Source organism: Lysobacter sp. Root494 (assembly GCF_001427225.1).
GTDB lineage: Bacteria > Pseudomonadota > Gammaproteobacteria > Xanthomonadales > Xanthomonadaceae > Agrilutibacter.
Window position 1 is genome coordinate 699,946 of record NZ_LMFH01000001.1, and the last position, 13,093, is coordinate 713,038.

The following is a 13,093-nucleotide window of genomic DNA, read 5'->3' on the forward strand; positions in this document are numbered from 1 at the left end:
TTTCAGGGATGCCGACGCCGCACACGACGTGAGATTGCCAACGCACGGCGAGGCGTTGCGCAGTCCGCTGCACGGTGTGCGACCTTTGGTTACGATGCCATGACTATCTGGCGCGGAGCGCGGCATGACGGCAGGGCAGGGAATCACCGTTGCAGTGGCGAGCGAAACCGCAAGCGGCGAACGCCGCGTCGCGATCACGCCGGAAACGTGCAGGAAGCTCGTCGCGCTCGGAGCGCAGGTGCGCGTGCAGCGCGGCGCAGGCTTCCCGGCGGGCTTCACCGATGACGCGTATGCCACGGCGGGCGCGCAGCTCACCAGTGATGCGGCTTCGACACTGGACGATGCCGACCTGGTGCTATGCGTGCAGCCGCCTCCCGCTACGACACTGGCGCAGCTGAAGACCGGCGCCGCACTCGTCGGCATGCTCGCCCCACAAGCCGACCCGGCGCGCAGCGAGGCCATTACGTCGCGCCAGTTGCATGCGTTTCCGCTGGAGCGCCTGCCGCGCACGACGCGTGCGCAGGCGATGGACATCCTCAGCTCGCAGGCCGGCATGGCCGGTTACAAGGCGACGCTGATCGCTGCGCAGCTGGCGCCGCGTTTCTTCCCGATGCTGACGACCGCAGCGGGCACGATCCGTCCGTCGAAAGTGCTGATCGTCGGTGCCGGTGTCGCCGGCCTGCAGGCGATCGCCACCGCCAGGCGCCTGGGCGCGCAGGTGGAAGGCTTCGACGTGCGCCCGGAAACGCGCGAACAGATCGAATCGCTGGGCGGCAAGTTCCTTGACCTCGGCGTGAGCGCGGCGGGCGAGGGTGGTTATGCGCGCCAGCTCACCGATGAAGAGCGCGCGCTGCAGCAGCAGCGCCTCGCCGATCACCTGAAGACGATCGACGTCATGGTGTGCACCGCCGCGGTGCCGGGACGGCCGGCGCCGAAGATCATCAGTGCCGCGATGGTCGCGGGCATGAAACCGGGCAGCGTGATCGTCGACCTCGCCGCGGAAACCGGCGGCAACTGCGAACTCACTCGTCCGGGCGAAACGATTTCCAGCGAGAACGGCGTGACGATCGCCGGCCCCCTCAACCTCGCCAGCATGGGCGCCGTGCACGCAAGCGAGATGTACGCGCGCAACCTGCTGAACTTCGTCAGCCTGTTCGTGAAGGATGGAACGATCGCGTTCGACTGGAACGACGAGCTGCTGGCGAAGACGGTTTTCCCGGCCCGCGGGGAGTCCGCCGGACCCTCTTGAGCGTGCCGGTCAGGAACGACAAAGGGCGGGGATAACCCGCCCTTCGCTTTTGCAGCAGTCGCGACAATCAGCGCTGCGGAGCCGGGTGCGCCTTGATCCAGGCTTCACGCTCGGCCGGCGTCATCGCCTTCCACTTTGCGCGCAGCTCCTGGCGTTGCTCCGGGGTCAACTTGCGCATCTCGCCGAAGAGGGCGCGGGTCTGCGTGCGCTGTTCCGGGGACATATGACCCCAGCGCTTCATGCCGCGGTGTGCGCGCTGGCGCTGCTCGGGCGTCATCGTCTGCCAGCGCTGGGCGTGTTCCATCATTCGCGCGCGCGCTTCGGGATTGCTGTTCCAGCGTTCGCGCACGGGAGCGACCAGCATTTCGCGCTCGGCGACGCTCAGCTGCTCCCACGCGGGATAAGAACGGGCCGGAGTCGACGTAGCATGCTTTGCCGGCGCGGCTGGTGCGTTCTGCGCGAAGGCGGGCGCGCTGCACAGCAGGGAAAACGCGAGAACAGAGGTGAACAGTTTCATGGGTTACTCCGTTACGAGTTCGGTGTCATTGGATGCGAGCCACATGTAGAGCTCGGGCGATTCATCGAGGGCGGCGTAGACGTCGCCCGGTTCGTTGTTGTCGGTCGCGGTGACGATGGCGGGCTCCACCGGCGCGTCCTGCATGGGCTGGCGAAGGAAAACACCGCCGGCGACAAGTGCGATCGCACAGGTAGCGGCCAGCGGCCAGGCCTGCAGGCGCGGCTTCGCGGGCGACGTGCGTGGCGAAGGCTGCGGACGCAGTTGCACGAAGGTGCGCGGCGAAACGTGCTCGACGGCCTGCGCGTGTATCCGGCGCAGCTTCGCGTCGAAGTCGTTGCGTTCGTCGTGGTCGTGGCCGGTGTTCATCGGAAATCCTCCAGTTGCTTCTGCAGCGCTTCGCGCGCCCGCGAGAGATGCGTTTTCACCGCTCCCTCGCTGCAGCCCATGGCGCGTGCGGTGGTGGCGACGTCCAGTTCTTCGAAGATGCGCAGGCCGAAGGCTTCGCGCTGGCGCCGCGGCAACCGCCGCAGCGCGGCGACGATGTGTTGCCACGCTTCCTGGCCTTCGTGGCTGCGCGATGGATCGGCGCCCGGATCGGTCCAGTCGACGCTCTGCTGCTCGTCGCCATGCGGCGACAGCCAGCGCAGCCGCAGCACGCCACGGCGCTGCGCATCGACGATGCGGCTGCGCAGGATGCTCCAGAACAGCGGCGTCCATTCGGACGCCGGCCGGTCGCGGTAGGCGAGCATCTTCGTCATCGCGTCCTGCACCACGTCGCGCGCGTCTTCCCGATGGCGCAGGCCGGTTTCCGCGAAGCGGAACGCGCGCGTCGCGATGCCGGAGAGGAAGCCCTCCAGCGTCGCCGCCTCTCCCGTTCCAACGGAAGAGGCGTTCGGCGATTCCATCGTGGAGGTCATGGGCACCAGCATGCATCGACCTCAGTGTCTGCCGTCCGAACGGCGGTCCCAGCGGCGGTCGAAGCGATGGCCCCGGCGATCCCAGCGCGCGTCGGCGACGTGGCCGCGATGGTCCAGGCGCGCATCGATGCGGTCGCCCTTGCGGTCGAGGCGATATGCCTTCCGGTAATGACCATTCGACGCGGCATGCGCGGCGCGGTGGTCGAGGCGCGTGTCGATGCGGTCGCCCCTGTTGTCGAGGCGGTGCTCGATGCGATCGCCCTTGCGGTCCATGCGGTGTTCGACGCGGTCGCCGAAATCATGGGCGCCGGCCACCGTGCTTGCGGTCAGCAGGCCCAGGCCAAGAGCGGCCTTCAAGGAAGCGTGTACCAGCCATGCCTTCATGTGCGTTCTCCCGGCAGGCTGGGGCGCGGAGTGCGCCGTGGATGTCGGCCTGCATGAGGGGAAACGTGTGACGCCGATGGCGGTTGACACGGCATCCGCTGCGTTCACGGATCGTTATGATGGGGACAACGCGACCCTGGGGAAGACACGCATGACGGACGGTCTGGTAGCGCTGTACATCTTCATGCTGGCGGCCATCGCCGGCCACGTGATCATCTCGCGGGTGCCGGTGATCCTGCACACGCCGCTGATGTCGGGCTCCAACTTCATCCACGGCATCGTGCTGATCGGCGCGATGGTGGTGCTGGGGCATGCGGATACGACGTTGGAGAAGGTGATCGGTTTCGTCGCCGTACTGCTCGGCGCCGGTAATGCGGCCGGCGGTTACGTGGTGACCGAACGCATGCTGGAGATGTTCAAGCCTTCGCAGAAGAAGAGCGGGGGCAAGGCATGAGCGGCTTCTCGACGGCAGCGACATGGATTGCGGCCGCGAGTTACTTCGTGGCGGCGACCTTGTTCCTGCTGGGCCTGCAACGCATGGCATCGCCGATTACCGCGCGCAGCGGCATCCGCTGGGCGGGACTGGGCATGGTGATCGCCACGGTCGCGACGTTCCTGCTGCCTGGCCTGCACAATATGGCGTTGATCGTCACTGCGCTGGCGATCGGCACGTTGCTGGCGTGGGTGTCGGGCAAGAAGGTCGCGATCACCGACATGCCGCAGATGGTTGCGCTCTACAACGGCATGGGCGGCGGTTCGGCGGCGGCGATCGGCGCGGTTGAATTGCTGCGTTTTTCTGCCGAAGGGCGGCCGCCATCGACGATCACGCTGGTGCTTGGCGTCACCGGTGCGTTGATCGGCGCGGTGTCGCTGTCGGGTTCGGTCATCGCGTGGGCCAAGCTCGATGGCCGCATGGACAAGCGCTACACTTTTCCCGGGCAGCAGCTGTTCAACGCGGCAGTGGCAATTGCCGCGGTGGTGCTCGGTGGCATCGTGATCCATTCGCTCGGCGTGCCCGCGATCATCGCGTTCTTCATCGCCGCGCTCGCGCTGGGCGTGCTGATGACGCTGCCGATCGGCGGTGCCGACATGCCGGTCGTGATCTCGCTGTACAACGCACTGACCGGCCTCGCGGTCGCGTTCGAAGGCTACGTGCTCGGCAACCAGGCGCTGATCATCGCCGGCATGATGGTCGGCGCGGCGGGCATGCTGTTGACGCGACTGATGGCGAAGGCGATGAATCGGCCGATCCGCGGCGTGCTGTTCTCCAATTTCGGCGGCGGCGGCCAGATGCAGGAAATCGGCGGCTCGCAGAAGCCCATCGAAGCCGGCGACGTTGCCGCGATGATGGCCTTCGCCGAACGCGTGGTGATCGTTCCCGGCTATGGCCTCGCCGTCGCGCAGGCCCAGCACAAAGTGTGGGAGCTGGCACAGAAACTGATCGACCGTGGGGTCAAGGTGAAGTTCGCCATCCACCCGGTTGCGGGTCGCATGCCCGGCCACATGAACGTGCTCCTGGCCGAGGCGGGCGTCCCTTACGACCTGATCGCCGACATGGACGACATCAATCCCGAATTCGCCAACACCGATGTCGCGCTGGTTATCGGCGCGAACGACGTGGTGAATCCGGTGGCGAAAACCGATCCGGCTTCGCCGATCTACGGCATGCCGATCCTCGACGTGGTCAATTCGAAGAACACCATCGTCATCAAGCGCGGCAAGGGCACGGGTTTCGCGGGCATCGAGAATGCGCTGTTCTACGCGGACAACACGCGCATGCTGTTCGGCGACGGCGCCAGCATGGTCGCCGCGCTGGTGAGCGAACTGAAGGCACTGGACGGCGGTGGACACTGAATCAATGCCATCGGCTCACGGAGGGCAGGGCATGAAAACGGATTTCCTGCGCACGGATTTGATGCGTAACGTCCGGCTCGTGGCGTCGACCACGTTGTTGTCGGTTTGGGGCTACTCGCACCTCGCCGCGACGCCCGTGCTGGGCGACACGATCCTGCCGCTGCTGGTGGCGTTGTTCATCGCGCCTGGCGCGAACTGGTTCGAGCGTCGCGGCGGCGGTTACAAGCCTTGGCTGTTCGCGCTGCTCGCGTTGGTTGCGCTGACCGGATTGATGTTCTGGGCCGGGACGGAAGAGACGCTCGGCGCATTCGCGCACAGTCCCTGGTTCGTGTTGCCCGTGTGGACGCTGGCGTTGTACGGAGTGGTCCGCAACGCTACCGGTGCCGAGCGCTCGGCAGCGGCGGCGCGTGCTGCGTCCGCGGCCGCGCATGCGTCGGACGTGGGCTGATCTGGCGTAGGGCCGTCGCAGGCAGGCGACGCGCCTGCGTGGTGGTCAGGCCGTAGGCGCTCTTGAAGGCGCGGCAAAACGCGCTCTGGCTTTCGAAACCGAGCCGTTCGGTGATCTCGCAGACGGGCATTTCGCTCTCGCGCACCATCGACCACGCGCGTGCAAGACGCAGTCGCGCGGCATGTTCACTGGGTGTTTCGCCGAAAGCGTCGCGGTACATGCGGATCAGGTGCCACGGCGAATAGCTGGCGACGCGGGCCAACCGCGCAAGGCTGAAGTGATTGTCGCTGTCGTGTTCGATCAGGTGGTGCACGCGTAGCAGCCGCTGCAAGGTGAGATAACGCCGCTGCGGGGTGCGGCCGTTGCAGCGGTTCGTCAGCGGTTGCAGGGCGCATTGTTGCTCCATGAGCATCGTGCAGAGCGCCAGCGTCGCGGCTTCGCACGCGTCGGGCTCGCGATCGTCGCGCAACAGGCGCGCCAGGCGGACGAATGCGCGAAGCACCTTGCGCTCGCACGGCGCCTGCATCGGTAACCAACCCGGTGGCGGCGACGGGATCGTGCGCATCACGGTGTTCCATGCATTCTGCGGACCCGCCAACACCAGCCATGTACCGGGCCCTTCCGCATGCCCCTGCATTGCATCGCGCGTGATCAGGAGATGGCGTCGCGGCAATCGCCAACGACTGCAGGCGGATTCCATGTGCAGATCGTGGCGAAGAGGCAGCCATAGCGACCATGTGCCGGCAGGCACTTCCAGCCGCGCACCCGGTCCGGCAGCGCGGATGAGTTGCAGGCGATCGCCGGAAGCCAGGCCGGGGTCGAACGCCGTATCGCTTCTGAGCGGATGAAGGTCCGTTGCCACGGACACCTCCGGAATGTGCGCGGATTGCGTACAGCTCAGGCTAGGCGGGCGTGTGGACGGCGCACAGCACCAGTTGCTGGCGTTTCGATGGGGCCAATTGCGCTCAGCGGCGCAGCCCGTGGGCGCGGCGCGAGAACCCTGCGCAGATCACGCCGAACAGCAGGTGCATGAGAAAGTTGGTCACAAAGGCGAGCATCACCGGCTTCGCCGACGTTTGCGCCTGCGACAGCGGAACGACGACGTAGGTCATCACTCCCCACAACAGCAGTCCGTACGGCAATCCGTAACGCACCGGGTATTGCACGAGCGCGCGATAGCGGCGGCTGGCCAGGTAATAGGCCAGGACCATGATGGTTGCGATGAAGTAGTGGAATCCCGCGCCGAGGAGTGCAGTGCCGATGCCGCCGTCGAACGCTGCTTCGCCGAGTGCGCCCGATGCGATGTATTGCAACAGCCGCATCGGCGACACGTGGCGCAACCATGCCCAGAACGAGCAGGCATAGATGAGATCCAGCGTGGCCAGGGTGAACCCGCCGGCCACCACATAAAACGCGGCTGGCCGCGAGTGCATTGTTCCTGACGTGGACATCGGCCGTGACCTGTGCGGGGAGGGGCCGCCTTCAGCCGTACTGACGTGCGCGGCGCGCGAACCATGCACAGATCACGCCGAAGAGGGCGTGCATGATGATGCTTGCCACCGTCCACGACGGATAGACCTTTGTTGGCTGCGGCGCGTTCGACAGCGGCACCACGACGTACGTCATCGCCGCGTACAGCAGCAGGCCATACGGCAGTCCGTACAGCACTACTCGTTCGGCCAGCGCGGCCCACCGGGTGCTGGCCAGGTGATAGGCCAGCACCATCATCGTTGCGATCAGGTAATGGCAGGCGGCGCCGAGCGCGGCACTGGCGATGCCCCCTTCGAACGCAGCCTTGCCCTGCACGCCGGCGGCAATGGACTGCAGGATGCGTTCGGGCGCCACGTCGCGCAGCACACCCCAGAACGTACAGGCGAACAGCAGATCGAGCGTGCCGAGCGTGATGCCGCCCAGAACGATCCAGTACCAAGGGGAGTGGCGCGAGGCCGGGAAGGTTGTCGTCATGGGAGCGCCAGGAGAAGAGCGTGGAGTGGGGGGCATCAGGGAGAAGGAGAAGCGCAGTGATGCACGTCTACTTCCTTGCGCAGGGGGGAGCAGGCCAGGTCGCCGCGTTGTGACCGCGCCTGGCAGGCGCGATCTTCGGAAGGAGATCAGCCCCGTCAGCGCGCACGTACGGCGCGCCGTGCATACACCGCGGCAATGACACCAAACACCGCGAACATCGGCACGTTCGCGAGCGTCCAGGCGATGTTCGGGTGCGCCGGCTGTGGCGCGGCCGACAGCGGTACCACCACGTTGGTCATGACCAGGTACAGCAGCATTCCGTACGCGATGCCATAGCGGCGCGGATGTGCGCGCAGCAGCTCGACTCGCCGCGAAACGAGCGCGTATGCGAGCACGTAGCCGAAGCCGATCAGCCACTGGAAACCGGCACCGAGCAGTGCGGTCGCGATGCCACCGTGGAAGCTCGCGCGACCGAGTGCACCGGCCGCGATGCCCTGCAGGATCCGCGTTGGACTGACGCCCTGTGGCGCCCAGAACAGCACGCAATAGACCAGGTCGGTCGCGGCGATCGCCAGGCCGCCGGCCATGACCAGCGGCCATGCGATGCGGCCGGCGCCGCTACGAACGACTGCGTCGAAATACGAAGTGTTGGCATTCATCGGCTTCTCCTCTCCGGGCCGCACTGCGGGCAGTTTCAGCTTGATGTTCGCAATCCTGGGCCGGGAAAGTGTCGCCGGCGAGCACCAATCCATTCCGATTCGAGGGGGCCAATTCCGTGCGGACCGCGATGATGAACGGCACGGCGATGTTCTTGAGCTCGATGGCCACGGCTTGCGCCGTCCCGCACAGACCCTTGCGCGGGCCGGCATGGTTGCGTGGTTTAGATGAGGAGCACCTGCAGGCCCCGATCACCGCGGCTCATGGGATTGCTGATGGTCTGCTCACGCCGAAAGCGATCGGCGTGGCGATGGTTCGTTTGGGGAAGCCTCTCGCGACGTTCGAGCGCGCGTCGCGACCCCGTAATTCAGCGCGAAGCGATCGCCGCGAGCAGCAGGCCAAGGCCGATCATCGTCACTTCGAAACCGCCGTTGGCCAATTGCGCCAGCGTCCACGCGTGCTGTAGCCCGAGGCGCAGCGCCGATCCGAACGGATCGAGCCCCATCACTTCGCCCAGGTGCACGGCGATGATGAACCAGTTGGCCAGCAGCACGATGCCGGCGGTGGCGATGACGCCAATGGCCGCGCGGCGCGTGCCGGCCGGCCAGCCGGACAGGCGCAGGATCCAGGCGACATCCAGTGCCGCCAGCAGTGCCATCCAGCCGCACTGGCTGTTCTTGGACCAGGCCAGGACAACCCATACCACGACGAAGCCGATGCACGCGCCGGACAGCATCAGCAGCCGTAATGCGCGCGTCGGCCAGCGGGTGGCATTAGGAGGAAGGGTGTCCGGGGAGGCGGGAGGCATGAAGGTGGCAAGGATAGCGGTTGCGCGATTGGCGATGCGTGGGCCGATGGTGGGATTCGCGGTCGCGGGCGTGCCGCGAGTGGAACCGAGCGTCGCGCGGCCACATGAAGCCGGAACCGGCGTTGGACCGCCGCAACCCGTAAAATCCACGGCCTTGCGCCTGTGCGGCGCCGCCCCGATCTTTCCCACATGTATTCCCGTAGCAGCGAACCCGTCCGTTTCGAGCGCGATTGCGCCGCCGTCCTCGTGCCGCAGGGCGAAAAGGTCACGTTGCCCGCCGGCAGCGTCGGCTACATCACCCAGGCGCTCGGCGGGAGCTGGACGGTGTTCGTGGAAGGCAACCTGTTCCGCATCGCCGGTATCGACGCCGACGCGATCGGCAAGGAACCGCCGGAGCCGCTGGAGCTCCCCGATGACGCCGGCGATGAAGCCGTCGAACAACTGGTGTGGAGGCAGCTGCGCACCTGTTTCGATCCGGAAATCCCCATCAACGTCGTCGACCTTGGCCTGGTCTACGAAGCCAATGTGAAACCGCATCCGGACAAGCCCGGCCAGCGCCTGGTCGAGATCCGCATGACGCTCACGGCGCCCGCGTGCGGCATGGGCGACATCCTCGTTGCCGACGTGCGCGACAAGCTCGAGATGATTCCCACCGTGGCCGAAGCCGATGTCGAACTCGTGTTCGATCCGCCGTGGAACCGCAACATGATGTCGGAAGTCGCGCGGCTGGAAACGGGGATGCTCTGACGGCCGGGTTGTAGTTTCCGCTTGCGGGTGGATTTGTCGTCCACGCACTTATGTTTGCTCGTCACCCCTGCGAAGTGCTTCACCGCAGCCACGGCTGGTCAAGCAGGAATCCAGCGACTTGACGCTCTTTCATGCACTGGACCTGCATTACCAGCCTTGGGCTGTGGTGAAGCACTTCGCAGGAATGACAAGCAGATAACCACCGCGGCAACGATTACGGGCCTGTCGCCGCCCGCAACTGTCAGCGAATGCTCTGCCCCAGCAACGTCTTCGCATCCACTTTCGCCGGCACGACCAGCCAGTCGAGCGTCGCACCACGCAGCCCACTACTCGCAACCAGCGCCGACTGGCAACGCTCGTTGCATTCGCCGATCGCCATGCCGGGCGGAAGCAGGCTCTGCACTTCCAGCTGGGTGACGACATCGCCGTTGCGGACGGCCTGCGCGTGCACGCTGGCGAGCAGCTGCAGGGCCCGCCTGCTGTCGCCATCGTTGAGCGCGGCAATGGCATCGAGCACGCTGATGCGGTTGCTCAGCGTCCAGATATCGCCCAGGCCGATCTTGCGGGCGGTGGCAAGGTGCTCGCGTACCGCCTTCCAGTCGCCGCGCGTCGCGGCCGTTTCAGCCAGGCCCGTTTCGGTGATGGCGATGATCCATTCGTACTGGGTGGCGCGTGCCAATGGCAGGATGCGCCGGAACGTATGTTCGGCGGTAGTGATGTCGCCGGCGCGCGCCAGCCCGTTCGCGATCCACAACTCCGTGGTCCAGCGATCGGGGCCGTCGGGCATCTGTTCGACCTGTTTGCGGGTGTCGAGTAGTTGCTTCCGTGAAGCGGCGCGGTCGCCCGCGGCGAGGTCGATCATGGCGTTGCCGATGGCAGCCTGCAGCCGCGACGACGGCGATTCGGACGCGCTGCAAGCCTTCCAGCCCGCGCGCGCGCCCGGGATGTCGCCGCGGACAAGGCGCAGGTCCGCACGCACGCAGCCGACGCGCGATACCGCCGCCGAGGAGGACTGCTCGCCCGGGTTGGCCTGGCTATAGGTCTTCCCGGCTTCGTCCAGCACCTTTTCGCTCAGCGCGAAGCGGCCACGGTTGGCGAGGATGATGGCTTCGAACGACGACAGCCAAGACGCGTCGTCGCCCTGCAGCCCCGCCTTCGCAAGGCGCATGACGCGGCGTTCGGCGGAGTCGAACTGTCCGCGCAGGAAATCCTCGTTGAGCAGGTCGAGTTCGAGCAGGTGCTGCTCGTTCGTATCGCCGGACGTGAGCGCGGTCGCGAGTGCCTGTTCCAGGCGCGCGCGATACGCCGGCATGTTGCCGCGTTCGTAATGGCGGAACGCGACCATGCGCAGCATCGCGATTTCCAGGCTGCGATAGCCGCGCTCCCGCGCCTGCGCGAGCAGCACGTCGAGGCCGCTTTCGGGCGGCGTGTCGCCGCGATTGCTTTCGGCGAGGAAGCGCGCGTACAGCGCATTCATGCCGTCGCCGGCGAGTTCGAACTGTTTGGCGGCTTCCTCGAAACGCGACAGGTCGGCCTTGCGCTCGTACTGGAACACGTCGGTCTGCGCCGTGAGCAGCAGGGCGCTGCCGAGTTCGTGTTCCCAGCCCTGGCCGGCGGCCGCCGCGATGCGTTCGGCCGCGAGCGCGTGCTCGCGCGCATGCTGGGGATCGCCCAACTGCAGGTAGGCCGCGGCGAGATTCAGGCGCTGGCGCAGGCGGATACCGGCCGATTCCCTGTCCCACTCGGGCCGGTTGAGGAGGGCCAAGGCTTCCTTCGGCTGGTTGGACGCGTTGAGCTTGGAGGCCTGCTCGAGCGTGTAGGCGCGCTTTTCCGGATGCTTCGCCGCGAGCGCCGCCCATGCCTTCGCCGCTTCGCCGAACTGTTGCGGGTTGCGCGACAGGCGTTCGGCGTTGAGCACTTCGGCGACATCGTCCGGTACGGGCTGGAGCAGCCGGATCGCGGCTTCGGTCTGTTCGATCGCCGGCGCGGCGCGCGACAGCCGCGACAGTGCATAACCCAACTGCAGGCGCGGGAGGCCGAACTCCGGCGCGAGGCGGGTGACGTCCTGCAGGATTTCGGCGGACTTGACCCAGTCGCGGCGATCGATGGCGTCGATCGCCTGGGCATAGCGGCGCGCGGCATGGGTATCGATCGTCAGCACGGGCCACCGCTCCTTCGCGCGTGCGGGCACGAGGACGACGAGCAGTTCGCGCGAGAGTGCATCCGCCATCGCCGGCAACTCTGCGCGTGTGCCCCGCTTCTCGATGCGCTGTTCGACGCCGCCCTGGTCGAAGCGGGCAAGCAGATGGATGCGGTTCGGATTGGCGCTGTCCACGCCCGAACTGAGGAACACGATGCGCGGCGAACGTCCGGCGGCATCCGCGGCGAGGTGCGCCTCGGTAAGCAGGGTCACCTCGGGCAGGCTGTCGAGTTTCCATTCCAGCCAGGTGTGCAGCAGCGTCACCGGCCACCGCGCGTCCTGCGGCGCGGCCTTGTCTTCCACGTCGATCAGGGCGATGGCCAGTTGCGGCGGGAGGGGTGGCGTGTTGGTCTCCTCTCGCTGCATCCACCAGAAAGCCGCACCGATCAGCACCGCTGCGAGCGCCGCGACGGCAACCCAGCGCCATCGGTCACGGCGCGGCGCGGCGGGCGGCAAAAGGGGCCCGGGTGAAGGCGCGTCACCCGCCGGGGCAGCGACCTCGTCGGCTGGCCGCGGCGATTCCTTATTAATAGCCTCGGCGGGGGGCGCGGACGGCGATTCGTCGAGCGCTTCCACCGGCGAGGGCGGTTCGAACACGTACCCGCTCTTGGCCACCGTGCGGATCCAGTGCTTGCGCGACTCGCCCAGGGCCTTGCGCAGCATCCAGACGCTCTGCGAGAGGTTGGCGTCCTCGACGATCACGCCCGGCCACACCCGCGCGAACAGCTCGGAGCGGTTGTGCAGGACCTGCGGTTCGGCCAGGAATACCAGCAGCAGCTCGAACATGCGCTGGGGCAGTTCGGCTTCCTGGTCAGGGCGAATCACCCGGCGATAACGCAGGTCGATCTGGACGTCGTGCACCCGCAGGCGCCGCGTTCCGGCGGGCCACGGATGCTGTGTCGGGTCAGCCAAGACGCGTGCTCTCCAGCTGCGGGAGCCGAATCCTAGCCTCACATCGGCGCCATCCTTTGCTGCATTGCAGCGAGGAATGGTTCAAAGCTGTCGCCAAGAGATGCAAAGCGCATTCCCGGCGAGGCATGGGCATCCCCGTGACACCACTTTGGTTACGGCTGCAACCGCCGATTTCGCCCGGGAACGGGCAAATAGCGGGACCCCGGCCACAGTTCGAGGTGGATTTGAGAAGTTTTTGATCTTCCGGACGAGGTCTCTATGACCTTTGGCACCCTTTCATCGGGGTGTCGAACGGAGGCCCACCGATCGGCAAGAGCCCTCTGCCCCGGGCACACGTCCGGGGCAGAGGGGCAGTACCAGGCCGGCGAATGCGCTGGCGCACATACGAGTGAAGCCGTCGCGGATGGGGTCCGATCCGGCTTCACCCAGTCTACG

At 66.6% G+C, this 13,093-nt stretch carries 15 protein-coding genes; 5 read left to right on the forward strand and 10 right to left on the reverse strand.

Annotation, left to right across the window (positions count from 1 at the left end):
- The first annotated feature begins 124 nt into the window (after nucleotides 1-124).
- Nucleotides 125-1,249: an NAD(P) transhydrogenase subunit alpha gene (locus ASD14_RS02965; protein ID WP_056128567.1), complete on the forward strand. Its 1,125-nt coding sequence runs from the start codon at nucleotides 125-127 to the stop codon at nucleotides 1,247-1,249.
- 67 nt (nucleotides 1,250-1,316) lie between these two features.
- On the opposite strand, the gene ASD14_RS02970 is transcribed toward ASD14_RS02965, so the two are convergent.
- From ASD14_RS02970 to ASD14_RS02985, 4 genes are read right to left on the reverse strand one after another with little or no spacing between them, the layout of a single operon-like run.
- Nucleotides 1,317-1,766, reverse strand: coding sequence for a DUF3106 domain-containing protein (locus ASD14_RS02970; RefSeq protein WP_056128570.1), 450 nt, complete (start codon nucleotides 1,764-1,766; stop codon nucleotides 1,317-1,319).
- Nucleotides 1,767-1,769: 3 nt separating this feature from the next.
- Nucleotides 1,770-2,132 carry a hypothetical protein gene (locus ASD14_RS02975; protein WP_056128573.1) on the reverse strand — a complete coding sequence of 121 codons (363 nt, stop codon included), beginning with the start codon at nucleotides 2,130-2,132 and terminating at the stop codon, nucleotides 1,770-1,772.
- Nucleotides 2,129-2,683 carry an RNA polymerase sigma factor gene (locus ASD14_RS02980; protein ID WP_056128945.1) on the reverse strand — a complete coding sequence of 185 codons (555 nt, stop codon included), beginning with the start codon at nucleotides 2,681-2,683 and terminating at the stop codon, nucleotides 2,129-2,131. The genes ASD14_RS02975 and ASD14_RS02980 overlap by 4 nt, the downstream gene beginning before the upstream one ends.
- Before the next feature lie 21 nt (nucleotides 2,684-2,704).
- Entirely contained in the window at nucleotides 2,705-3,067 is a 363-nt protein-coding gene (locus tag ASD14_RS02985) for a hypothetical protein (protein WP_056128576.1), read from the reverse strand.
- Nucleotides 3,068-3,218: 151 nt separating this feature from the next.
- On the opposite strand from ASD14_RS02985, the gene ASD14_RS02990 reads away from it, so the two are divergent.
- From ASD14_RS02990 to ASD14_RS03000, 3 genes are read left to right on the forward strand one after another with little or no spacing between them, the layout of a single operon-like run.
- Nucleotides 3,219-3,521, forward strand: coding sequence for an NAD(P) transhydrogenase subunit alpha (locus ASD14_RS02990; protein ID WP_056128955.1), 303 nt, complete (start codon nucleotides 3,219-3,221; stop codon nucleotides 3,519-3,521).
- Nucleotides 3,518-4,921: an NAD(P)(+) transhydrogenase (Re/Si-specific) subunit beta gene (locus tag ASD14_RS02995; protein WP_056128579.1), complete on the forward strand. Its 1,404-nt coding sequence runs from the start codon at nucleotides 3,518-3,520 to the stop codon at nucleotides 4,919-4,921. The genes ASD14_RS02990 and ASD14_RS02995 overlap by 4 nt, the downstream gene beginning before the upstream one ends.
- A gap of 31 nt (nucleotides 4,922-4,952) precedes the next feature.
- Nucleotides 4,953-5,369 carry a hypothetical protein gene (locus ASD14_RS03000; protein ID WP_056128582.1) on the forward strand — a complete coding sequence of 139 codons (417 nt, stop codon included), beginning with the start codon at nucleotides 4,953-4,955 and terminating at the stop codon, nucleotides 5,367-5,369.
- On the opposite strand, the gene ASD14_RS03005 is transcribed toward ASD14_RS03000, so the two are convergent.
- From ASD14_RS03005 to ASD14_RS03025, 5 genes are all read right to left on the reverse strand, one after another.
- Nucleotides 5,296-6,231 (reverse strand): AraC family transcriptional regulator, encoded by a 936-nt coding sequence (locus tag ASD14_RS03005; protein ID WP_157474988.1) that lies wholly within the window; start codon nucleotides 6,229-6,231, stop codon nucleotides 5,296-5,298. The genes ASD14_RS03000 and ASD14_RS03005 overlap by 74 nt on opposite strands.
- A 103-nt stretch (nucleotides 6,232-6,334) precedes the next feature.
- Entirely contained in the window at nucleotides 6,335-6,802 is a 468-nt protein-coding gene (locus ASD14_RS03010; protein WP_056128587.1) for a hypothetical protein, read from the reverse strand.
- Nucleotides 6,803-6,851: 49 nt separating this feature from the next.
- Nucleotides 6,852-7,334, reverse strand: a complete 483-nt coding sequence (locus ASD14_RS03015; protein ID WP_056128590.1) for a hypothetical protein — start codon at nucleotides 7,332-7,334, stop codon at nucleotides 6,852-6,854.
- Nucleotides 7,335-7,489: 155 nt separating this feature from the next.
- Nucleotides 7,490-7,993, reverse strand: a complete 504-nt coding sequence (locus ASD14_RS03020) for a hypothetical protein (protein ID WP_056128592.1) — start codon at nucleotides 7,991-7,993, stop codon at nucleotides 7,490-7,492.
- 365 nt (nucleotides 7,994-8,358) lie between these two features.
- Nucleotides 8,359-8,799, reverse strand: coding sequence for a hypothetical protein (locus ASD14_RS03025; protein ID WP_157474991.1), 441 nt, complete (start codon nucleotides 8,797-8,799; stop codon nucleotides 8,359-8,361).
- Between the two features lie 189 nt (nucleotides 8,800-8,988).
- Between ASD14_RS03025 and sufT the strand changes: the two genes are divergently transcribed.
- Entirely contained in the window at nucleotides 8,989-9,546 is a 558-nt protein-coding gene (sufT, locus tag ASD14_RS03030; protein ID WP_056128597.1) for a putative Fe-S cluster assembly protein SufT, read from the forward strand.
- 241 nt (nucleotides 9,547-9,787) lie between these two features.
- On the opposite strand, the gene ASD14_RS03035 is transcribed toward sufT, so the two are convergent.
- Nucleotides 9,788-12,658 (reverse strand): winged helix-turn-helix domain-containing protein, encoded by a 2,871-nt coding sequence (locus tag ASD14_RS03035; protein ID WP_157474993.1) that lies wholly within the window; start codon nucleotides 12,656-12,658, stop codon nucleotides 9,788-9,790.
- Nucleotides 12,659-13,093 lie beyond the last annotated feature (435 nt).

Bases quoted from the DNA above. Each gene is read 5' to 3' on its own strand.
- ASD14_RS02965 (WP_056128567.1), top strand. From the start codon at position 125: ATGACGGCAGGGCAGGGAATCACCGTTGCAGTGGCGAGCGAAACCGCA.
- ASD14_RS02970 (WP_056128570.1), bottom strand. From the start codon at position 1,766: ATGAAACTGTTCACCTCTGTTCTCGCGTTTTCCCTGCTGTGCAGCGCG.
- ASD14_RS02975 (WP_056128573.1), bottom strand. From the start codon at position 2,132: ATGAACACCGGCCACGACCACGACGAACGCAACGACTTCGACGCGAAG.
- ASD14_RS02980 (WP_056128945.1), bottom strand. From the start codon at position 2,683: ATGACCTCCACGATGGAATCGCCGAACGCCTCTTCCGTTGGAACGGGA.
- ASD14_RS02985 (WP_056128576.1), bottom strand. From the start codon at position 3,067: ATGAAGGCATGGCTGGTACACGCTTCCTTGAAGGCCGCTCTTGGCCTG.
- ASD14_RS02990 (WP_056128955.1), top strand. From the start codon at position 3,219: ATGACGGACGGTCTGGTAGCGCTGTACATCTTCATGCTGGCGGCCATC.
- ASD14_RS02995 (WP_056128579.1), top strand. From the start codon at position 3,518: ATGAGCGGCTTCTCGACGGCAGCGACATGGATTGCGGCCGCGAGTTAC.
- ASD14_RS03000 (WP_056128582.1), top strand. From the start codon at position 4,953: ATGAAAACGGATTTCCTGCGCACGGATTTGATGCGTAACGTCCGGCTC.
- ASD14_RS03010 (WP_056128587.1), bottom strand. From the start codon at position 6,802: ATGCACTCGCGGCCAGCCGCGTTTTATGTGGTGGCCGGCGGGTTCACC.
- ASD14_RS03015 (WP_056128590.1), bottom strand. From the start codon at position 7,334: ATGACGACAACCTTCCCGGCCTCGCGCCACTCCCCTTGGTACTGGATC.
- ASD14_RS03020 (WP_056128592.1), bottom strand. From the start codon at position 7,993: ATGAATGCCAACACTTCGTATTTCGACGCAGTCGTTCGTAGCGGCGCC.
- ASD14_RS03025 (WP_157474991.1), bottom strand. From the start codon at position 8,799: ATGCCTCCCGCCTCCCCGGACACCCTTCCTCCTAATGCCACCCGCTGG.
- sufT (WP_056128597.1), top strand. From the start codon at position 8,989: ATGTATTCCCGTAGCAGCGAACCCGTCCGTTTCGAGCGCGATTGCGCC.